The sequence below is a fragment of the Pantoea sp. 9140 genome, assembly GCF_000745295.1.
GTDB lineage: Bacteria > Pseudomonadota > Gammaproteobacteria > Enterobacterales > Enterobacteriaceae > Pantoea > Pantoea vagans.
In genome coordinates, this window is record NZ_JQNO01000001.1 from 1,950,736 (window position 1) to 1,971,735 (window position 21,000).

General features: G+C 53.9%; 18 protein-coding genes, 2 tRNA genes and 2 other RNA genes. 15 read left to right on the forward strand and 7 right to left on the reverse strand.

Translation table 11 applies throughout. The annotated features are described in order from the left end of the window. Positions 1-70: 70 nt before the first annotated feature. From FA92_RS09215 to xthA, 5 genes are all read left to right on the forward strand, one after another. Positions 71-155: transfer RNA gene (locus FA92_RS09215), tRNA-Tyr, on the forward strand. A 38-nt stretch (positions 156-193) separates the two neighbouring features. Beyond that, positions 194-278: transfer RNA gene (locus tag FA92_RS09220), tRNA-Tyr, on the forward strand. A 40-nt stretch (positions 279-318) separates the two neighbouring features. After that, positions 319-446: non-coding RNA, RtT sRNA (locus tag FA92_RS22580), on the forward strand. A gap of 40 nt (positions 447-486) precedes the next feature. Next, positions 487-613: non-coding RNA, RtT sRNA (locus tag FA92_RS22585), on the forward strand. 170 nt (positions 614-783) lie between these two features. Continuing rightward, a complete protein-coding gene (xthA, locus tag FA92_RS09225; protein ID WP_033783267.1) occupies positions 784-1,590 on the forward strand; it encodes an exodeoxyribonuclease III in 807 nt (268 codons plus the stop codon). 33 nt (positions 1,591-1,623) lie between these two features. Here the strand turns inward: xthA and FA92_RS09230 are convergent, their stop codons facing one another. The 3 genes from FA92_RS09230 to FA92_RS09240 all read right to left on the reverse strand — a co-directional run bounded on the left by FA92_RS09230 (position 1,624) and on the right by FA92_RS09240 (position 4,593). Beyond that, positions 1,624-1,935: a YnjH family protein gene (locus tag FA92_RS09230; protein ID WP_003852760.1), complete on the reverse strand. Its 312-nt coding sequence runs from the start codon at positions 1,933-1,935 to the stop codon at positions 1,624-1,626. Next, positions 1,932-3,848, reverse strand: coding sequence for a DNA topoisomerase III (locus FA92_RS09235; protein ID WP_033783268.1), 1,917 nt, complete (start codon positions 3,846-3,848; stop codon positions 1,932-1,934). Before FA92_RS09235 ends, FA92_RS09230 begins: the two co-directional genes overlap by 4 nt. Positions 3,849-4,041: 193 nt before the next feature. Beyond that, positions 4,042-4,593 carry an NAD(P)H nitroreductase gene (locus tag FA92_RS09240; protein ID WP_013358057.1) on the reverse strand — a complete coding sequence of 184 codons (552 nt, stop codon included), beginning with the start codon at positions 4,591-4,593 and terminating at the stop codon, positions 4,042-4,044. Positions 4,594-4,766: 173 nt separating this feature from the next. Here FA92_RS09240 and sppA point away from each other — a divergent pair, with 173 nt between their 5' ends. The 3 genes from sppA (at position 4,767) to pncA (ending at position 8,353) form a co-directional block, all read left to right on the forward strand. Next, positions 4,767-6,629: a signal peptide peptidase SppA gene (gene sppA, locus FA92_RS09245; protein WP_033783269.1), complete on the forward strand. Its 1,863-nt coding sequence runs from the start codon at positions 4,767-4,769 to the stop codon at positions 6,627-6,629. 85 nt (positions 6,630-6,714) lie between these two features. Further along, positions 6,715-7,728 carry an asparaginase gene (gene ansA, locus FA92_RS09250; RefSeq protein WP_033783270.1) on the forward strand — a complete coding sequence of 338 codons (1,014 nt, stop codon included), beginning with the start codon at positions 6,715-6,717 and terminating at the stop codon, positions 7,726-7,728. A gap of 16 nt (positions 7,729-7,744) precedes the next feature. Next, entirely contained in the window at positions 7,745-8,353 is a 609-nt protein-coding gene (pncA, locus tag FA92_RS09255) for a bifunctional nicotinamidase/pyrazinamidase (protein ID WP_033783271.1), read from the forward strand. 30 nt (positions 8,354-8,383) lie between these two features. Here the strand turns inward: pncA and FA92_RS09260 are convergent, their stop codons facing one another. Beyond that, a complete protein-coding gene (locus tag FA92_RS09260) occupies positions 8,384-8,665 on the reverse strand; it encodes a DUF1315 family protein (protein ID WP_033783272.1) in 282 nt (93 codons plus the stop codon). Positions 8,666-8,669: 4 nt separating this feature from the next. Beyond that, entirely contained in the window at positions 8,670-9,080 is a 411-nt protein-coding gene (gene msrB, locus FA92_RS09265) for a peptide-methionine (R)-S-oxide reductase MsrB (protein WP_013358062.1), read from the reverse strand. A gap of 340 nt (positions 9,081-9,420) precedes the next feature. On the opposite strand from msrB, the gene gapA reads away from it, so the two are divergent. Beyond that, positions 9,421-10,419 carry a glyceraldehyde-3-phosphate dehydrogenase gene (gapA, locus tag FA92_RS09270; RefSeq protein ID WP_013358063.1) on the forward strand — a complete coding sequence of 333 codons (999 nt, stop codon included), beginning with the start codon at positions 9,421-9,423 and terminating at the stop codon, positions 10,417-10,419. A gap of 74 nt (positions 10,420-10,493) precedes the next feature. Beyond that, the gene (locus tag FA92_RS09275) at positions 10,494-11,387 is read left to right on the forward strand and encodes a D-hexose-6-phosphate mutarotase (RefSeq protein WP_033783273.1); all 894 of its coding nucleotides are present in this window, start codon (positions 10,494-10,496) and stop codon (positions 11,385-11,387) included. A 2-nt stretch (positions 11,388-11,389) separates the two neighbouring features. On the opposite strand, the gene FA92_RS09280 is transcribed toward FA92_RS09275, so the two are convergent. Together FA92_RS09280 and FA92_RS09285 are read right to left on the reverse strand one after the other, a co-directional pair. Further along, a complete protein-coding gene (locus tag FA92_RS09280) occupies positions 11,390-12,241 on the reverse strand; it encodes an aldo/keto reductase (protein WP_033783274.1) in 852 nt (283 codons plus the stop codon). Positions 12,242-12,313: 72 nt separating this feature from the next. After that, entirely contained in the window at positions 12,314-13,063 is a 750-nt protein-coding gene (locus FA92_RS09285; RefSeq protein WP_033783275.1) for a MipA/OmpV family protein, read from the reverse strand. 420 nt (positions 13,064-13,483) lie between these two features. On the opposite strand from FA92_RS09285, the gene yeaG reads away from it, so the two are divergent. The 5 genes from yeaG (at position 13,484) to wbaP (ending at position 20,913) form a co-directional block, all read left to right on the forward strand. Further along, a complete protein-coding gene (gene yeaG, locus FA92_RS09290) occupies positions 13,484-15,418 on the forward strand; it encodes a protein kinase YeaG (protein ID WP_003852739.1) in 1,935 nt (644 codons plus the stop codon). Positions 15,419-15,507: 89 nt separating this feature from the next. Continuing rightward, positions 15,508-16,782, forward strand: coding sequence for a YeaH/YhbH family protein (locus tag FA92_RS09295; RefSeq protein ID WP_033783276.1), 1,275 nt, complete (start codon positions 15,508-15,510; stop codon positions 16,780-16,782). Between the two features lie 248 nt (positions 16,783-17,030). After that, positions 17,031-18,758 carry a potassium/proton antiporter gene (locus FA92_RS09300; protein ID WP_033783277.1) on the forward strand — a complete coding sequence of 576 codons (1,728 nt, stop codon included), beginning with the start codon at positions 17,031-17,033 and terminating at the stop codon, positions 18,756-18,758. A gap of 78 nt (positions 18,759-18,836) precedes the next feature. Next, a complete protein-coding gene (locus FA92_RS09305) occupies positions 18,837-19,070 on the forward strand; it encodes a DUF1480 family protein (protein WP_013358069.1) in 234 nt (77 codons plus the stop codon). Between the two features lie 376 nt (positions 19,071-19,446). Further along, positions 19,447-20,913: an undecaprenyl-phosphate galactose phosphotransferase WbaP gene (wbaP, locus tag FA92_RS09310; protein ID WP_013358070.1), complete on the forward strand. Its 1,467-nt coding sequence runs from the start codon at positions 19,447-19,449 to the stop codon at positions 20,911-20,913. The last annotated feature ends 87 nt before the right edge of the window (positions 20,914-21,000 follow it).

Consider the following 21,000-nt stretch of genomic DNA (forward strand, 5'->3'; position numbering starts at 1 on the left):
GTGGGCGCTTTACACCCTTATCGCATTTGGTATGATGCGCCCCGCTTTAAGAGACAAAGATTCAGGCCATGGTGGGATTCCCGAGCGGCCAAAGGGAGCAGACTGTAAATCTGCCGTCACAGACTTCGAAGGTTCGAATCCTTCTCCCACCACCATCTGAATCTGAATCATCTTAAGCTATTTCAACATCCCTGGTGGGATTCCCGAGCGGCCAAAGGGAGCAGACTGTAAATCTGCCGTCACAGACTTCGAAGGTTCGAATCCTTCTCCCACCACCATCTTGCATGTTGCAGACAATCCCAAACTAACTCAAAAGCTTCCTGTTCTGCGGGGAGAGGGATGAGAACCTTCGATCAAGGTTCGTGTCGAGCATCGCGAGACAACGCGCTTCAGCGCGGCCCGAAGGGTGAGGCGCAACGCGCCGAATAATCCTTCTCCCACCACCATCTTGTATATTGCAGACAATCCCAGACTGATTCAAAAGCTTCCTGTTCTGCGGGGAGAGGGATGAGAACCTTCGATTAAGGTTCGGGTCGAGCTTGCGAGACAACGCGCTTTAGCGCGGCCCGAAGGGTGAGGCGCAACGCGCCGAATAATCCTTCTCCCACCACCATCTTGTATATCGCACACGACTCCCAAAAAATATCTGAGCCCCTTGTTCTGCCTTACACCTCCTCACGTTTCTTACCCGCTTTCGCACAATCTCAGCCTGTTCTGCCATGACTTCTTCAATAAAAATCGCTACCATCTTTGCCCATTACTCGCTGAACAATGGTCGATCTCATGAAATTTGTTTCATTTAACATCAATGGGTTGCGTGCCCGCCCGCATCAGCTTCAGGCGCTTGTCGAACAGCATCAGCCCGATGTGATCGGTCTGCAGGAAACCAAGGTCCACGACGACATGTTTCCGCTGGAGGAGGTGGCAAAGCTTGGCTATCACGTCTTTTATCATGGACAGAAAGGCCACTACGGCGTGGCTTTGCTAACCAAAGCGCAGCCCGTTTCAGTGAGCCGGGGCTTTCCGGGCGATGACGAAGAGTCCCAGCGCCGCCTGATCATGGCGGAAATCCCCAGCCCGATTGGCGACATCACAGTGATCAATGGCTATTTCCCACAGGGCGAAAGTCGCGACCACCCCACCAAGTTCCCTGCTAAAGAGAAGTTCTATCGCGATCTGCAACGCCTGCTGACCGACGATTTGCCTGCCGATAAACCGGTTCTGGTTATGGGCGACATGAATATCAGCAGCACCGATCTGGATATTGGCATTGGTGAGGAGAGCCGCAAGCGCTGGCTGCGCACCGGCAAATGCTCTTTCCTGCCGGAAGAGCGTGAGTGGATGGATCGCCTGCTGGGCTGGGGACTGGTGGATACCTGGCGCGAGCACAACCCGGAGGTGGCGGACCGTTTCTCCTGGTTCGATTATCGTTCGAAAGGGTTTGATGATAATCGTGGCTTACGCATTGATTTAGTGCTGGCAAGTAAAAATCTGGCATCACACTGCGTTGAGAGCGGCATTGATTATGAGATTCGGGGCATGGAGAAGCCGTCTGACCACGCCCCCATCTGGTCAACCTTCCGCTTTTAATTAATGGTCGCGTGGCAGAACGCCACGCGACGGCTATTTCACTATTTTCCAGATCAGATTGTTGGTGCCAAGAGACTGTTCATCACGCGCGCACTGCAGCAGCACACCCTCAGATTTCACTACCGCGCCTTCTGTGTAGTTGCGGTTCTCAAAAATACAGCAGCGGAGACAGTCCTGCTGGCGTCTCTCTGACTGCGTCCAGGCTTCCGGCGGCATATCCACCACCACATCTGTGTTCACACCGTTGCTGCCCTGTTGTGGCATCGACTGATAACGACTGTTGGCCTGCACTGCGCTGGTCACCAGCGTCAGAGCCACGACCAGAAATACCGAATAATGCCTCATTCCGTCTCCTTCACTTTACGCCTGGTTTTGCGCACCGGACGTTTCTGTCCGGTGGACGGTAATCCCCGAAATGCATGCGCCGCAGGCTGCTGCCGCGCCTGCTGGATAAGGCCGGTTAAGGTCTGCACCAGCGGCTGCATAAACTCATCATAGCGGCAGGCCTTTTCGCTGATACGCGTCAGTGTCGATTCCCACTGCGCCGTCATATCCGGGCGCGCTGCCAGATCGGGCAGAGAGTGAATCAGGGCGCGTCCGGCATCCGTGGAATTGATGTAACGGCCCTTCTTCACCAGGAAGCCACGACGAAACAGTAATTCGATAATGCCGGCGCGTGTGGCTTCCGTTCCTAAACCATCGGTCGCACGCAGCACTTTCTTTAATTCTTTATCCTGAACGAAACGGGCGATGCCGGTCATTGCAGAAAGAATCGTCGCATCGGTAAACGGTCGAGGCGGCTGAGTCTGCTTCGCCAGCACCTCGCCACGCTCACACAGCAACTCATCGCCTTTCGCGACTACCGGCAGCGGCATGCCGTCGTTCTCTTCATCCCGCTCTTTGCTGCCCAGCAGCGCACGCCAGCCAGCCTCTGCGAGGAAGCGCGCTTTCGCCATAAACTTTCCGCCCGCAATATCAAGATCGATGACACATTTACGGAATACCGCATCCGGGCAGAACTGCATCAGATACTGGCGCGCTACCAGCTCATAAATGTGCTGTTCGTTTTCACTGAGCTTCACCGCGCTGCTTCGGGCCGTGGGAATAATGGCATGGTGAGCATCGACTTTTTTATCGTCCCAGCAGCGATTTCTGCGATCGGCGTTAAAGTCTGCTGGTGGGGTGAGCTGGGGCTGATGCGCCTGTATTGCCTTTAACACCGCATGACGACCGGCAAAATGCTCTTCCGGCAGATAGCGGCTGTCTGAACGCGGGTAGGTAATCAGTTTGTGGGTTTCATAGAGCCGCTGACAGGTGTCCAGGACCGTCTGGGCACTCAGTCCGTAACGTTTCGCGGCCTCGATCTGCAGACTGGACAGGGAGAATGGCAACGGAGCGACGTCATTTTCGCGCTTATCGCTGTAGGCCGTGACGATGGCGGGCTGACCGGTGATACGCGCCACCACATGATCGGCCAGTGCGCGTTTGAGCAGCCGTCCCTCTTCATCCTGCCACGGCTCACAGGCTTCGCTGGGGATCCAGCTGGCAACAAATCTGGCACCATCAGGCGTGAGGATATGCGCTTTAACTTCGAAGTAGTCTTTCGGCACGAAGTTCTCGATCTCTTCATCGCGCCGCACTACCAGCCCCAGCACCGGTGTCTGTACCCGGCCTACTGACAGCACACCATCGTAGCCGGCATTGCGTCCCAGCAGCGTCCAGGCGCGGGTCATATTGATGCCGTAGAGCCAGTCAGCCCGGGCGCGGGCCAGCGCAGAGACGCACAGCGGGATAAACTCGCGATTCTCACGCAGGCGATTTACGGCGCGATCCACTGCCTGAGGGTTAAGATCGTTGATCAGACAGCGCTGCACTTTACTGCGTTTTTCAGCGGGCAGGTTCAGGTAATCCAACACCTCATCCACCAGCAACTGCCCTTCCCGATCCGGGTCACCGGCATGTACCACTTCACTCGCCTGCGCCAGCAGACCCTCCACCACTTTCAGCTGCTTCGCAACCGACGGACGTGGTTTCAGCTGCCATTTTTCCGGAATGATCGGCAAATCGTTCAGCGACCAGCGCGCGTAACGGCTGTCATAACTGTCGGGCTGCGCCTGCTCAAGAAGGTGTCCCACGCACCAGGTGACGATCTGATCGTTGCCGCAGGCAATAAAGCCATCACCGCGGCGATGCGGTTTCGGCAGCACATCTGCGATAGCACGCCCAAGGCTCGGTTTTTCCGCAATAAACAAACGCATTGAATCAGGACATCCTTAACATCAGGGGAACACAGTGATAACCGGTTGTTCGCTGTCGGTTTGAATCTCGCGGGCTATGTTAGCCTGGCAGGGCTTCGGGTGTAAGCATGACGCGCGGTGTTAGCGATCGTTCGCACAGGAACCGTGCAACAGGCAGGGCTGAAATGCACCCTGCCGGAACCGGACAGGCAGATCAGAAGTAACGGACGAAAGGCGCAGTGTCTGGCGGGAGCACCGTAGTGCTGGATTTCAGTTGCGGGGTACCCAGGTAAAGGAAGCCGACGATGGCATCCTGCTCGCGGCAGCCAAAGCCCTGCCGGACCTGCTCGTCATCGGTCCAGGGACCGCTGCGCCAGATACCGTTGTACCCCTGAGCAAGCGCCGCCATCTGCATCGCCATCACTGCACAGCTGGCCGAGGCAATCTGTTCCCAGCGCGGCACTTTGTGGTGCGCTTCGCAATGTGCCACCACTGTAATGATCATCGGTGCGCGAAACGGCGCCTGGCTTGCTTTATTAATCGCCTTTTCATCCAGCTGGCTATCGCGTGCCGCCTTCTCCAGCAGCTGACTCATCCGGTCACGCCCTTCATTTTCTACAATGATGAAGCGCCAGGGTTGCAGCGTGCCGTGATCCGGGGCGCGCATACCCGCCCGCAGGATATTTTCCAGTGCGTCACCCGCGGGTGCCGGCTCAGTCAGGCGTGAAGCCGAACGTCGGTTGACCAGTAACTCCAGTGCGTCCATGTTTCTCTCCCGATCTCTGTAATGTTGCCGTTATCCTGGCACAGGCAGATTTTTTGTAACAGTGCGCAGTGATTTCCTGCTGACTTTTAACACGCCGCTCTTTAGGATGAGCTCGTCGGGGAAGTCTGGTCCGCGCGGCGGCCACTTCCTGCTACATATTTATGGAGAGTCTGATGCGCACATTGTGGCGAATAATTGCAGGTCTGTTCCGCTGGAGCTGGCGGGTATTGAATTTTATCAGGGAATTCATTCTGAATATTTTCCTGATTTTATTGATTGTGGTGGGTGTGGGGATCTGGCTGCAGGTCAGCGGTTCGGGCGGCAGTTCAGCGCCGATTCAGCAGGGCGCACTGAAAGTCGATCTCAGCGGCGTACTGGTGGATAAACCGTCGGTAAGCAACCGTCTGAGTAAAATTGGCCGCCAGCTGCTGGGTGCCAGCAGTGACCGCTTACAGGAAAATTCGCTGTTTGATGTGGTCGATGCCATTCGCCAGGCAAAGGGCGACAGCAATATTAAAGGCATGGTGCTGGATTTACGCGAATTTGCCGGTGGCGATCAGCCTTCGCTGCAATATGTGGGTAAAGCGCTGCGTGAATTCCGCGACAGCGGCAAGCCAATTTATGCTCTGGGCGACAGCTACAGCCAGGCGCAATACTACCTTGCCAGCTACGCCACAAAAATCTATCTGTCGCCGCAGGGCACAGTGGATCTGCATGGCTTCGCCACTAACGGACTCTATTACAAAACCCTGCTGGAGAAGCTGAAAGTCACCTCACATGTCTTCCGTGTCGGGACCTACAAATCAGCGGTCGAGCCGTTCCTGCGTGACGACATGTCACCCGCGGCACGTGACGCTGATAGCCGCTGGGTAGGTCAGCTGTGGCAGAACTACCTGAATACCGTGGCGGCGAATCGCCAGCTGACGCCGGAACAACTCTTCCCGGGCGCAGCAGCGATCATTGCTGGTTTAAACGCGGTTAAAGGCGACACCGCGCAATATGCGCTGGATAACAAGCTGGTCGATGCCCTGGGTTCCCGTGCAGCAGCCGATCAGGAGCTGGTGAAAACCTTTGGTCTGGATAAGCAGAGCAACGATTACCGTAGCGTCAGCATCTATGACTACAGCGTGAAACCGGCCTCCTCGCAGCAGGATGGCAACATTGCGGTCGTCATGGCCAGCGGTGCCATCATGGATGGCGAAGAGACGCCGGGCAACGTCGGTGGCGACACGACAGCCGCTCAGATCCGCGATGCGCGTCTCGATCCAAAAATCAAAGCGATTATTCTGCGGGTGAACAGCCCGGGTGGCAGCGTGACAGCATCGGAAGCAATTCGTGAAGAGCTGGCGGCGGCCCAGGCCGCAGGTAAGCCGATTGTGGTCTCTATGGGCGGCATGGCGGCATCCGGCGGTTACTGGATCTCAACGCCTGCCAGCTACATTGTGGCGAACCCCAGCACGCTGACCGGCTCGATTGGTATCTTCGGCGTGATCAATACGCTGGAGAACAGTCTGGACAGCATTGGCGTGCACACGGATGGCGTCGCGACCTCCCCGCTGGCGGATATCTCCACCACCAAAGCGCTGCCAGCAGAAGTTCAGCAGCTGATGCAGCTGACTATCGAAAATGGTTACCGCAATTTTGTGGGTCTGGTGGCGAAGTCGCGTCATAAAACTCCAGAGCAGATTGATGCAATCGCGCAGGGCCATGTCTGGACCGGCAGCGATGCCAAAGCCAATGGTCTGGTGGATGCGCTGGGTGACTTCGATGATGCCGTGAAGAAGGCGGGCGAGCTGGCGAAAGTCAGTAAACCCATGCTGAGCTGGTATCAGGATGAACCGACCTTCCTGGATATGGTGCTGGGCCAGATGAACGCCTCGGTACAGGCCGTATTGCCGGATACGCTGAAAGCCTGGCTGCCTGCACCAATGCTGGATGTAATGAGTGCCATGAAAGCCCAGCCGGGTCTGTTCGACAAGCAGAACGATCCTCAGAACCGTTATGCCTTCTGCCTGAACTGCGGCGAAGTGCGATAAACCTCTCAGCCCGGCCGCTGGTCGGGCTGCTTTTCCCCGCTATTCCCCTTATACTGCGCGTTTTATGGCGAGTCTGAGTTCTCTAATGCAAAAGAAAAACATCTACGTAGCCTACACGGGCGGGACAATCGGTATGCAGCGCTCTGCGCAGGGCTATATTCCGGTCTCAGGGCACCTGCAGCAGCAGCTGGCGAATATGCCCGAGTTCCACCGCCCCGAGATGCCTGATTTCACCATTCATGAATATCAGCCGCTGATCGACTCATCGGACATGACCCCGGAAGACTGGCAGTTTATCGCCAACGATATCCGGCAAAATTACGATCGCTATGATGGCTTTGTGATTCTGCATGGCACTGACACCATGGCGTTTACCGCTTCCGCGCTCTCGTTCATGCTGGAAAATCTGGCCAAGCCGGTGATCGTGACCGGGTCGCAGATTCCCCTGGCGGAGCTGCGCTCAGATGGTCAGCAGAATCTGTTAAATTCGCTCTATGTGGCGGCTAACTACCCGATTAGCGAAGTGTCTCTGTTTTTCAATAACACACTTTATCGCGGTAACCGTACGACCAAGGCCCATGCCGATGGCTTCAACGCCTTTGCGTCGCCGAACCTCTCTGCACTACTGGAAGCGGGCATTCATATTCGCCGCCTCAATACGCCGCCTGCCCCATCCGGTCAGGGCGAACTGAAAGTTCACACCATTACGCCTCAGCCCATTGGTGTGGTCACCATCTACCCTGGAATTTCCGCCGACGTGGTGCGTAACTTCCTGCGTCAGCCGGTGAAGGCGCTGATTCTGCGTTCTTATGGCGTGGGCAATGCCCCGCAGAACAAGGAATTTCTGGCCGAACTTCAGCAGGCCAGCGAACGTGGTATCGTGGTAGTTAACCTGACCCAGTGTATTTCAGGCAAGGTGAATATGGGCGGATACGCCACCGGCAATGCGCTGGAAGAGGCTGGCGTGATTAGCGGATTTGACCTGACGGTAGAAGCCGCGCTGACCAAGCTACACTTTTTACTCAGCCAGGAACTCTCTGCCGATCAAATCCGTGCCAGAATGCAGCAGAATTTGCGCGGCGAACTGACTGAAGACTGAAACGGAGCGACATGTAATGAAGCGGGCACTCATCATTATTGATATTCAGAACGATTTTTGCCCCGGCGGCCCGATGGCAGTCAATGAGGGCGACCACACGGTCGAGGTGGCCAATCGCTATGCGCGGCTGTTCCGTGAAAACGGTGAATGCGTACTGGCCCTGCAGGACTGGCACCCGGCCGATCACGGCAGCTTTGCCTCGGTTTCCGGTGAGCCGGTCTACACGCTGGGCGAGTTAAATGGTCTGGCGCAAATCTGGTGGCCCGATCACGGCATTCAGGGCTCAGAAGGTGCCGACTTCCATCCCGGTCTGGATCGTTCACTGTTCGATGCGACGTTCCATAAAGGTGAAGATCAGGATGTCGACAGCTACAGCGCCTTTTTTGATAATGGCCACCGTCGTAAAACCGAGCTGGACAGCTGGCTACATGAGCGTGGCATCACCCATCTGGTGATGCTGGGGCTGGCGACAGATTACTGCGTGAAATATAGCGTGCTGGATGCGCTGGAACTGGGGTATCACGTCGAGGTGGTCAAAGAAGGCTGCCGCGGCGTCAATCTGAATCCTGATGACAGTGAAATCGCCTTTGCTCAGATGACGGCTCAGGGCGCGATTCTGATTTAAAAATGGAGCTGGCATGACGCCAGCTTTTTTTTAGTGCAGGTGAATGCGGGTGACATCCGGGTCGATGCCGAACGCTTCTTTCAGCTCTTTTTTCGACTTCATCACCATCTTGCCGCCCTTAGCGATGGTCATATGCTGCGGCGCATCGTTGTGTCTTGCCTGCCACAGCATAACCAGTTGCAGGCAGTTGTCGCGCTGCTCCTGCGTCAGTGCCACACCATCCGGCCATTTTCCAATCTCAACGGCTGTTGCCAGTCGTTCGTAGACTTCAGGTGTCATCGACGCAAGCATTGCTTCAAGTTGTTCCTTCATCGCCTTACCCTTTGGTCTGTTCGCCCTGCTCGTCAGTGAAATTCAGCGAGGCGGAGTTAACACAGTAGCGTTCACCGGTCGGTTGCGGACCATCGGGGAAGACATGCCCCAGATGCGCATCGCAACTCCCGCAGCGGATCTCAACACGCTGCATGCCATGAGAGTTGTCTTCGATATAGCGAATCGCATCATCATTCACCGGCTGGTAAAAACTGGGCCAGCCACAGCCTGAATCATATTTGGTCTCTGAGAGGAAAAGTGGCGCCTCACAAACCAGACAGTGATAAATCCCTTCCTGCTTGTTGTGGAGCAACGCGCCGCTGTAAGGCGGTTCCGTTCCGCGATGCTGAGTGACGTAGCGCTGCATTTCAGTCAGCTGCGCAATTTTTGCTTCGGGTGCGGTGTCTTTAGCCATTTTAGGATTCCGGGAAGTGCCATTCTGAAAAATTCGACTATTATTCTAACAAACGATCAACATTACTGGGTCTTTTTTTGTGCTCACCCTTTCATGCCGTTTACTGCAAAGCGTAATTGTGACTTCGATCACCTTTTATCCCGGGCATCCCTATATATTCGGCGATTGATTCGACGAAACGCGATAACATTGGCGGCGCGCAAGCGGTTGCGCATTGAATTATTCCTCTCAGGCGAATTGACCTGTCGCAACAATTGACACGATTCCGCTTGACGCCTGGTAAGGTTTTTGTAATTTTACAGGCAACCTTTTATTCACTAACAAATAGCTGGTGGAATATATGACTATCAAAGTAGGTATCAACGGTTTTGGCCGTATCGGTCGCATCGTTTTCCGTGCTGCTCAGAAACGTTCTGACATCGAAATCGTTGCTATCAACGACCTGCTGGACGCGGATTACATGGCGTACATGCTGAAGTATGACTCTACGCACGGTCGTTTCGACGGCACCGTAGAAGTTCAGGATGGCGCACTGGTCGTTAACGGTAAAAAAATCCGTGTTACTGCTGAGCGTGATCCGGCCAACCTGAAGTGGGATGAAGTTGGCGTTGACGTTGTTGCTGAAGCAACCGGTATCTTCCTGACCGACGAAACCGCGCGTAAACACATCACCGCAGGTGCTAAGAAAGTCGTTCTGACCGGTCCATCTAAAGATGACACCCCTATGTTTGTTCGTGGTGCAAACTTCGACAAATATGATGGCCAGGATATCGTTTCTAACGCTTCCTGTACCACTAACTGCCTGGCACCACTGGCAAAAGTCATCAACGATAAGTTTGGTATCGTTGAAGGTCTGATGACCACCGTTCACGCTACCACTGCGACTCAGAAAACCGTTGATGGCCCGTCTCACAAAGACTGGCGCGGCGGCCGTGGCGCATCGCAGAACATCATTCCTTCATCAACTGGCGCAGCAAAAGCCGTTGGTAAAGTTCTGCCAGAGCTGAACGGCAAACTGACTGGTATGGCATTCCGCGTACCTACCCCTAACGTTTCCGTTGTTGACCTGACCGTGCGTCTGGAAAAAGCGGCTTCTTACAAAGAAATCTGTGCTGCAATCAAAGCGGCTGCAGAAGGTGAGATGAAAGACGTTCTGGGCTACGTTGAAGATGACGTGGTTTCTACCGACTTCAACGGCGAAGTCCTGACTTCAGTATTCGATGCTAAAGCGGGTATCGCGCTGAACGACAACTTTGTGAAACTGGTTTCCTGGTACGACAACGAAACTGGCTACTCAAACAAAGTTCTCGACCTGATTGCGCTGGTTTCTGCTAAATAAGGCAGACAGACATCATTGAGATTAAGGGCGACTTCGGTCGCCCTTTTTTTGATCCGCACAGGAAGGAATCGAACATGCAAAATAAACTGTTTTCTCTGCCCGTGGTTACGCAGATCTCCCCTTACCTTTCGCAGCGTCAGGTTGGCGAATTACCGACGATTGTTGTCAGTCATCCAAAAGTACGGGCAGCGATCACGCTGCAGGGCGCGCACCTGATCGCCTGGCAGCCGAGTGGCGAAAAGCCGGTACTGTGGCTGAGCGACAAGAGTCTGTTTTCACCAGGCAAAGCGATACGTGGCGGCGTACCAATCTGCTGGCCCTGGTTTGGTCCGGCAGGCGAACCGGCACACGGTTTTGCCCGGATTCAGACATGGAAGCTTACGGCGCATGATGAGAATGAAGATGGCGTAATGCTGACGCTGGTGCTTGAGAGCAACGCTCAGACGCTGAAACTGTGGCCACACGAATTTACCCTGATCGCCCGTTTCCGCCTGGGTCAGCATTGTGAGATTGAACTGGAAGCGCATGGTGACTTTGACGCCACGGCAGCCCTGCATAGCTACTTTACCGTCAGTGACATCAACGGCGTTGAGGTTTCCGGTCTGGGCAACAGCTATATCGACAAAGTAAATAACGGTGAGGTTGCCAGCAGTGATGGCAAACAGCGCTATCCGGGACGCATCGACCGTATCTTCACTGCAGCAGAAGATTGCTCGGTCATCAATGATATAGCCGGTGAGCGACAGATCGAAGTTTACCACCATCATCACAGTGACGTTGTCACCTGGAATCCGGGTGTGGAACTTTCCTGCAGCATGGCGGATATGGCGAATGAAGGTTATAAGACAATGGTCTGTGTAGAGACGGCCCGAATCAGTAAGCCGCTGCGCAGTGCGGGTGAAAAGCCGGCACGCCTGGCTACGACATTCCGTCTTAAGAAGAAAGTCGCAGCCAGCGACAAAGCTTAGGGCTAAACGATATCCAGCGGTAATTTATGCTGTGGTGCTGGCCAGGCACGATCGATGAGCTGCAACTCTTCATCGGTCAGTTCCACCTCCAGCGCCGCAGCATTTTCCTGAACATGAACCACAGAACTGGCTTTGGGAATGGCAATGACGCCAGGCTGACGAATCACCCAGGCCAGCAGTAATTGCGCCACGCTGATGCCCTTCTGTTGTGCAATCTGATTCAGCACCACATCAGTAAACAGTGCGTCCCGCAACCGTCCAGCCTGTGCCAGCGGACAATAGGCCATCACCGGCACGCCACGCTGCTGACAGACGGGCAGCAGATCAAATTCAATACCGCGTGAAGCCAGATGGTAGAGTACCTGATTGGTCACGCACTGATTGCCTCCGGGTTCGTCCCACAGTTCGGCCATATCATCAGTATCAAAATTCGAGACGCCCCAGTGACGAATCTTGCCCTGCTGCTGCAGGCGCTCCATGGCGCGCAGAGTCTCTTCCAGCGGAATATTACCGCGCCAGTGCAGCAGATAGAGATCAAGGTAATCGGTCTGCAGACGGCGCAGGCTGCGTTCACAGGCTTCAATGGCATCTACTTCGCCGGCATTCCACGGATAGACCTTCGACACCAGCAACGCTTTATCGCGACGCCCCAGCAGTGCCTGCCCGACCACCTCTTCAGCGCCGCCGTCTGCATACATTTCGGCGGTATCAATCAGCTGCAATCCACACTCAAGACCTGCCTGTAATGCCGTGACTTCACCGGCCCGCTGCGCCGGGTTTTCGCCCATATACCACGTGCCCTGACCGATTACCGGCAGTTCGCTGAAGCCAGCGAAGTTGATCGTGTTGCGCATTCTGCTCTCCCGCCTCATTCTGAGGCCCCATAAAAGAACAGAGGGCACTGGGTGCCCTCTTTCGGTGCGTTATCAGAAGGTGTAGCTGACACCTGTCCAGATCGTCGCCTGCCCGCTCTTATCAATCATCGGGCTTTCTTTGATTTCGCTGTCGAAGCGGGTGTAACGTCCCACCACGCCAACATTCCACTGCGCTGCAATCTGATAGCTGGCACTCAGCTCAACATAAGGTGACCAGCTGTCGTCCGGATTGTAACGACTGATGCCGGTACGTGCGCTTTCATGCGCGGAAACACCGTAATAATAACGGTTTTGATTGGCGCTATTCCACATGGCACCGATGCCCGGCGTCAGGCTGAAGTCGCCCATCTGGATGGGGTACAGGTAAGTCAGGTCCCAGATTATGCCGTTGCTGTTATTGAGCACGTCGCCCAGCAATGCCGTGCGGACAACCCCCCATTCGGCGGTGTGGCGATAGGTTGCGCCACCCATCAGCGTCATGCGGCGCTTATCCAGCCCTTTCATATCGCCCAGATCGTTGTCGCTGGGTTTGTACTCCTGCGGTGAGCCCAGCAGCGTCAGCGAGAGCTGATTCTGAGGATCTTTCCACAGGTAGTAACCGCCCTGCAGGCTACGGAACCAGAAGTCTTCACCCTCATAATTGATGACCGGAACCGGAAGATAACGGTCCTGTCCGCCACGATAAGGTGAGTCGGCATAGATGACCGATGCCCCTACAGAAAGCGGAGCGGCATTGGCGTGCGCCGCCAGTAAATAACAGGGTAAAAGTGCAACAAGCGTCTTAAATTTGAATTGGTTCACAATTTATTCATTCCATAAATATAACAATCAAACAGGAAGTCTAACGTTTTTTTACGGCTGGATTAACTTATATCGAAATCCTTTAAGCAACCGACAGATGAAAGTGGCACCAAAGGTTAAAAACAAGTTAAGTTAAAGCATCACCCATATGAACTCATCTCACAACTGACCCGAATTAGTCTTGATCTCCCCCTCATTCGCCCAAACCCATGGAGGAAATTTCCTAGAAGCCATCTACAGTTAGAATTAACAGCAGAGATTTTGTACGAGCAGAGTAACCACAAAAGTTGTGTATCCCGATAAAAAAGATCAGGTTGGCATAAGGGTTGCTGTACTCAACAGAGAATATCTTCCGGGAGCTGCTACAAGTCTTAAATTACGCTCCTTACCTGTGCTAAAAACGAAAGGACGGGCATCGCTATGAATATATTCGATCACTATCGTCAGCGTTATGAAGCTGCCAAGGACGAAGAGTTCACACTGCAGGAATTTCTTGCCATCTGTAAGCAGGATCGCAGTGCATACGCCAACGCTGCAGAGCGACTGTTAATGGCTATCGGAGAGCCAGTAATGGTCGACACTGCTCAGGAGCCACGCCTTTCCAGAATATTCTCCAACCGTGTGATGGGACGCTATCCGGCGTTCGAGGAGTTTTACGGCATGGAGGAAGCGATTGAACAGATCGTCTCCTATCTGAAACATGCCGCTCAGGGACTTGAGGAGAAGAAACAGATCCTCTATTTACTGGGTCCGGTGGGTGGCGGTAAATCTTCCCTGGCGGAACGGCTTAAGTCGCTGATGCAGCGGGTGCCCATCTATGTGCTAAGCGCTGACGGTGAACGTAGTCCGGTCAACGATCATCCTCTTTGCCTGTTCAATCCGCAGGAAGACGCGCATATTCTTGAAAAAGAGTATGGCGTGCCGCGCCGTTACCTCGGCACTATCATGTCGCCCTGGGCTGCGAAACGCCTTCACGACTTTGGTGGCGATATTTCGCGGTTCAAAGTCGTAAAAGTCTGGCCGTCGATTCTGGAACAGCTGGCGATCGCCAAAACCGAGCCGGGTGATGAGAACAACCAGGATATCTCTGCGCTGGTGGGTAAAGTGGACATCCGTAAACTGGAAAACCACGCGCAAAACGATCCTGATGCCTACGGTTACTCTGGCGCACTCTGCCGCGCGAACCAGGGCATCATGGAATTCGTGGAGATGTTTAAAGCGCCGATTAAGGTGCTGCACCCACTCCTGACAGCAACGCAGGAAGGTAACTACAACGGCACCGAGGGGATTTCGGCGCTGCCGTTTAACGGCATTATTCTGGCGCACTCCAACGAATCAGAGTGGGTGACGTTCCGTAACAACAAGAATAATGAGGCGTTCCTTGACCGTGTTTACATCGTCAAGGTGCCCTACTGCCTGCGGGTCTCTGAAGAGATCAAAATCTACGACAAACTGCTTAATCACAGTGAGCTGGCAACCTCGCCCTGCGCTCCGGGCACGCTGGAAACGCTGGCACGCTTCTCTATCCTGTCACGACTCAAGGATCCTGAGAACTCCAGCATCTACTCCAAAATGCGGGTGTACGATGGTGAGAGCCTGAAAGACACCGACCCTAAAGCGAAGTCCTGGCAGGAGTATCACGACTACGCCGGTGTGGATGAAGGCATGAACGGCCTTTCAACCCGCTTTGCCTTTAAAATCCTGTCGCGGGTATTTAACTTCGATCACGCCGAAGTCGCGGCTAACCCGGTGCACCTGTTCTACGTGCTGGAGCAGCAGATTGAGCGCGAGCAGTTCCCGCAGGATCAGGCGGAGAAATACCTTGAGCACCTCAAAGGCTATCTGATTCCCAAATATGCTGAGTTTATTGGCAAAGAGATTCAGACCGCCTATCTGGAATCCTACTCTGAATATGGTCAGAACATTTTTGACCGCTACGTGACCTATGCCGACTTCTGGATTCAGGATCAGGAGTATCGCGATCCCGATACCGGACAGTTGTTTGACCGTGAATCGCTCAACGCGGAACTGGAGAAGATCGAGAAGCCTGCTGGCATCAGTAACCCGAAAGATTTCCGTAACGAGATCGTCAACTTCGTGCTGCGTGCCAGGGCACACAATAACGGCCGCAATCCGAACTGGACCAGTTACGAGAAATTGCGCACCGTGATTGAGAAGAAAATGTTCTCGAATACGGAAGAGTTGCTGCCGGTCATCTCGTTTAATACCAAGACCTCTACCGATGAGCAGAAAAAGCATGATGATTTTGTCGATCGCATGATGGAAAAAGGGTATACCCGCAAACAGGTTCGCCTGCTGTGTGAATGGTATCTGCGTGTGCGTAAATCGTCCTGATAAGAGTCTGTAAGCTTGCCGGTAAGTGATACCGGTCTGACAGGGTCGGGTTCGCCCGGCCTGCTTACAATGTAGTTTGGGGGAATACCATGGCCTATTTCATCGATCGCCGGCTTAACGGCAAAAACAAGAGCGCGGTAAACCGCCAGCGCTTCTTGCGCCGTTATAAGTCGCAAATTAAGCAGTCGATCTCCGAGGCCATTAATAAACGCTCGGTGACCGACGTAAGCAGCGGTGAGTCCGTCTCTATCCCGATTGACGATATTAATGAGCCGATTTTCCATCAGGGGCGCGGCGGTAACCGCCATCGGGTCCATCCGGGCAACGACCATTTTGTGCAGAACGATCGCGTTGAGCGTCCGCAGGGTGGCGGCGGCGGCGGCAGTGGTCAGGGCAATGCCAGTCAGGATGGTGAAGGTCAGGATGAGTTTGTCTTTCAGATATCGAAAGATGAGTATCTTGACCTGCTGTTTGAAGACCTTGCCCTGCCTAACCTGCGTCGCAACCAGCATCGTCAGTTGAATGAGTATAAGACCCACCGGGCCGGTTTCACCTCCAATGGCGTGCCGGCCAATATCAGCGTTGTGCGCTCATTGCAGAACTCACTGGCGCGTCGTACGGCGATGACAGCAGGTAAACGCCGGATGCTGCATGAACTGGAAGAGACGCTGCAGGAAGTTGAGAGCTCTGAACCGGCACAACTGCTGGAGGAGGAGCGGCTGCGCAGAGAGATTGCCGAGTTACGGGCGCGCATTGAACGCGTGCCCTTTATCGACACCTTCGATCTGCGCTACAAAAACTTTGAGAAGCGCCCGGAGCCTTCCAGCCAGGCAGTCATGTTCTGTCTGATGGATGTGTCCGGCTCAATGGATCAGGCGACTAAGGATATGGCCAAACGCTTCTATATCCTGCTTTACCTGTTCCTGAGCCGCACCTACAAGAATGTCGATGTGGTTTATATCCGCCATCATACGCAGGCTAAAGAAGTCGATGAACAGGAGTTCTTCTACTCTCAGGAGACCGGCGGCACTATCGTTTCCAGTGCGCTGAAACTGATGGATGAGGTGGTGAAAGAGCGTTATGACCCGGCGCAATGGAACATCTATGCAGCACAGGCCTCGGATGGGGATAACTGGGCTGACGACTCACCGCTTTGCCATGAAATTCTGGCGAAGCACATTCTGCCGGTCGTGCGTTACTACAGTTATATCGAGATCACCCGCCGGGCGCATCAGACCCTGTGGCGCGAGTATGAGCATCTGCAGGCGACGTTTGATAACTTTGCCATTGAACATATTCGCGAGCCGGAAGATATCTATCCGGTGTTCCGATCGCTGTTCCATAAACAGGCAACGGAAGCCTGATGCACTAAGCCGGCTAATCGCCGGCTTTTTTTATCTGCCGAATAACCTGATAAAACAGTCTGTTTTCTCCCGCTTGCCTGCCAACCCCCTCATTCTTCACATTAATCTGATTCCATATGCTGTTAAGCAATTCGTATAATACGCATTTTCACAATGACAACTCCTTGATAAAACATTATCTTTCAGAGATAGCATGGATATTTGTCATCAGTTGCCGCATCGCACTGCCATATCTCAGGAGACCGGGTTTGAACCACACTATTGTCTACAGTCTGTTTATCATCGGTTCCGTGCTGGTCGCATCGAGTATTCTGCTCAGCTCTTTCTCATCCCGGCTGGGTATTCCTATTCTGGTTATCTTCCTCGCACTGGGCATGCTGACCGGTATTGATGGTATCGGCGGCATCGCCTTTGATAACTATCCTGCGGCGTATCTGATTTCAAACCTGGCGCTGGCGATCATCCTGCTGGATGGCGGCATGCGAACTAAGGCCAGCTCGTTTAAAGTTGCGCTGGGGCCTGCGCTGTCGCTGGCAACTGTCGGGGTAATGATTACCGCGGGCTTAACCGGCGTAGTGGCGGCCTGGTTATTTAACCTCGATATGATGCAGGGCTTCCTGATTGGTGCCATTATCGGCTCTACGGACGCTGCCGCCGTCTTCTCTCTGCTGGGTGATAAAGGCCTGAATGAGCGCGTCAGCTCTACGCTGGAGATTGAGTCGGGCAGCAATGACCCGATGGCGGTGTTTCTGACCATCACCCTGATTGAGATGATCGAGCAGGGCCGTAGCGGCCTTGACTGGATGTTCCTGGTGCATCTGGTGCAGCAGTTTGGTCTGGGTATTGTGTTAGGCCTGGGCGGCGGCTGGGCGCTGCAGCAGCTGATTAACCGCATCAGTCTGGCCCCAGGGCTTTATCCGCTGCTGGCGCTGAGCGGTGGCATTCTGGTATTCGCCCTGACCACGGTGTTAGAGGGCAGCGGTATCCTGGCGGTCTATCTGTGCGGCTTTTTACTGGGCAACAGCCCGATCCGCAACCGACACGGCATTCTGCAGACCTTTGATGGGATGGCGTGGCTGAGCCAGATTGGCATGTTCATCGTGCTGGGGCTGCTGGTGACGCCCTCTGATTTATGGCATATCGCGGTGCCGGCGATGATCCTCTCGCTATGGCTGATTCTGGTAGCGCGCCCATTATCGGTGTTTATTGGGCTGCTGCCATTCCGCAGCTTCACCACGCGCGAACGCTTTTTTATCAGCTGGGTCGGCTTGCGCGGTGCGGTGCCGATTATCCTTGCGGTCTTCCCGATGATGGCCGGATTAGAGAACGCCTCGCTCTATTTTAATATCGCCTTCTTCGTGGTTTTGGTTTCCCTGATGTTGCAGGGCACCTCGTTGGGCTTTGCGGCGAAAAAAGCCAAAGTGGTGGTGCCGCCGACCGCCTCGCCGATCAGCCGTGTCGGCCTGGATATTCATCCGGAAAATCCGTGGGAGCAGTTTGTTTATCAGCTCAGCGCTGACAAGTGGTGCGTGGGTGCCGCACTGCGTGACCTGCAGATGCCGCGCGAGACCCGCATCGCCGCCCTCTTCCGTGACAATGTACTGATGCACCCAAACGGCGGGACACGGCTGAAAGAGAACGACGTCATCTGCGTGATTGGTCGTGAGCGCGATCTTCCGGCGCTGGGCAAGATGTTCAGCCAGTCACCGCCTGTTTCGCTCGATCAGCGCTTCTTTGGTGACTTTATTCTGGATGCAGAGGCCCGCCTGCGCGACGTTGCGCAGATTTACGGACTCGAGCTGGATGAGAGCACTAACGATCAGCAGTCACTGGGGCAACTGGTGCTGGCAATGCTGGGCGGCTCGCCGGTCGTCGGCGATCAGGTGGAGTGGAATCAGCTGACCTGGACCGTCGCAGAGAAAGAGGATAACCGCATCGTGAAGATTGGTGTCCGTCCGGCTGAAGAGAAGGAATAATCCTAATCATTCAGCCACGTTATTTTCTCTCAGTGCGCTAAGCTTAACTGTCTATGCCAGTTAAAACGGGAGAAATGAATGGGACACGTGGTTAAAATTGGTCGTTATGAGATTGTAGATGCCGATCTTGACAGTGAGAACGCCGACACCGTCAGTATCCCCTGTCACACCAATCCCGGCTTAATTACCCAACTCGATGGCTGGGATCGTGATACCAGCGTACCGGCCTGGATTGACGGGGAGCCAGTGAATCTGCAGATTGGCCACTATGATAAACAGCAGGACCGCTGGATTTTAAAGAAACCTGCCTGAGCCACTATCACTACCGCCAGTCATATGATTTGGCGGTAATTCCTAAAAAGCGTCTTAAACAGTTTGGTTATAACCGACCCCTTCCTTATTTTATTCAATAAAAACCTGCAGTTAGCGATTTAAAACTTTAATCACTTTTGATGTTTTCAGATTTTTTCCGTATTAACTCTGTCAAATAACTCCTGCATACTCATTCTCAATGCTGCAACATTTCGTGAGTACCATCACGCTTTAATCGTTACCTTTTTTGCAGCTGCACTGGCTGTACTGACTGCAACAGACTGAAAATTATTTTTTAATTTTTCAGAGGCCCACTCCTGAGCGCGTATTTGATTCTGATCAGGCCATCTTTTACTTGAGAAAGAGAGCAGGTTTTATGGCAAGTACATTGATAATGAATAGCCCGAGCCGCTCGTGGAGCGGAACGCGTAAAAATATCATCGTGAAATTCGCCCTGAGTTTTTCCGATCTGATTGCACTTAACCTGGCGCTGTTTTTATCTGCCGCGACAATACAGGGTATTTGGGGCGAGCTGGATACCTTTATTCCACCGCATCAGATTGAATATCGTTTTGTGGCGCAGTTTATTATGTCAGTGATGTGTACCGGCTGGTTCTGGGTACGACTGCGCCATTATACCTATCGCAAACCCTTCTGGTTTGAGCTGAAAGAGATCGTTAAAACATTATTTGTTTTCTCGCTGCTCGACCTGGCGCTTATCGCCTTCTCTAAATGGGACTTCTCCCGCATGGTGTGGGTCTTCAGCTGGACATATGCCCTGCTGCTGCTGCCGTTGATGCGCGCTCTGGTTAAACGTGCCATTAACAAGGCGGGCCAGTGGCAGAAAGAGACCATCATTATCGGTTCCGGCCGCAACGCCACTGAAGCGTATGCGGCGCTGCAGAGTGAAGAGATCCTGGGCTACAACGTGCAGGCCTTTATCTCGGTGGATGATGTTCCGGCTCAGCAGAGCGTGAATGGTGTGCCAGTGATCACCTGGAAAGATATTAACTGGCAGACCATTGACCGTGACAACGTGCAGTTTATTGTTGCTATGGAATATGAGCAGCAGCCGATGCGCGATCGCTGGCTGAAGTTCCTGTCGAAGATGAACTGCCGGTCAGTTTCGGTGATCCCGACGCTGCGCGGCGTGCCACTTTACGGCACGGACATGTCTTTCATCTTCAGTCATGAAGTGATGATCCTGCGCGTCAGCAATAACCTGGCGAAACACTCTTCCCGTTTCATGAAGCGTGCCTTTGATATTGTCGTCGCGTCGATGCTGCTGCTGTTCCTTGGCCCAATCTTCGCCCTGCTCTGCTATATGGTGAAGCGTGACGGCGGGAATGCAATTTATGGTCACGAGCGTGTGGGCCAGAATGGCAAAAAATTCAAATGTCTGAAATTCCGTTCCATGGTGACCAATTCCAAAGAGGTGCTGGAGAAATTGCTGGCGACCAGTGAAGAGGCCCGGATGGAGTGGGACAAAGATTTCAAACTGAAGAATGACCCGCGCGTGACCCGGATTGGCAGCTTCCTGCGTAAAACCAGCCTCGACGAATTGCCGCAGCTGTGGAACGTGATTCGTGGTGAGATGAGTCTGGTCGGCCCGCGTCCGGTCATCGAAGCTGAACTGGAGCGTTATGCCGGTGACGTCGACTACTACCTGATGGCCAAGCCAGGCATGACCGGCCTCTGGCAGGTCAGCGGACGTAACGATATCGACTATGATACCCGCGTCTATTTTGACTCCTGGTATGTTAAAAACTGGGCGCTCTGGACCGATATCGCGATCCTGTTCAAAACCGCAGGCGTGGTGCTACGCCGCGACGGTGCTTACTAAGAAAGACCCTGCGATGCCTGTTTACAGCAGGCATCGCACTTTCCGCACGACTTCCTCTATCTTTTTTGCCTCTGAATCATTACCCTC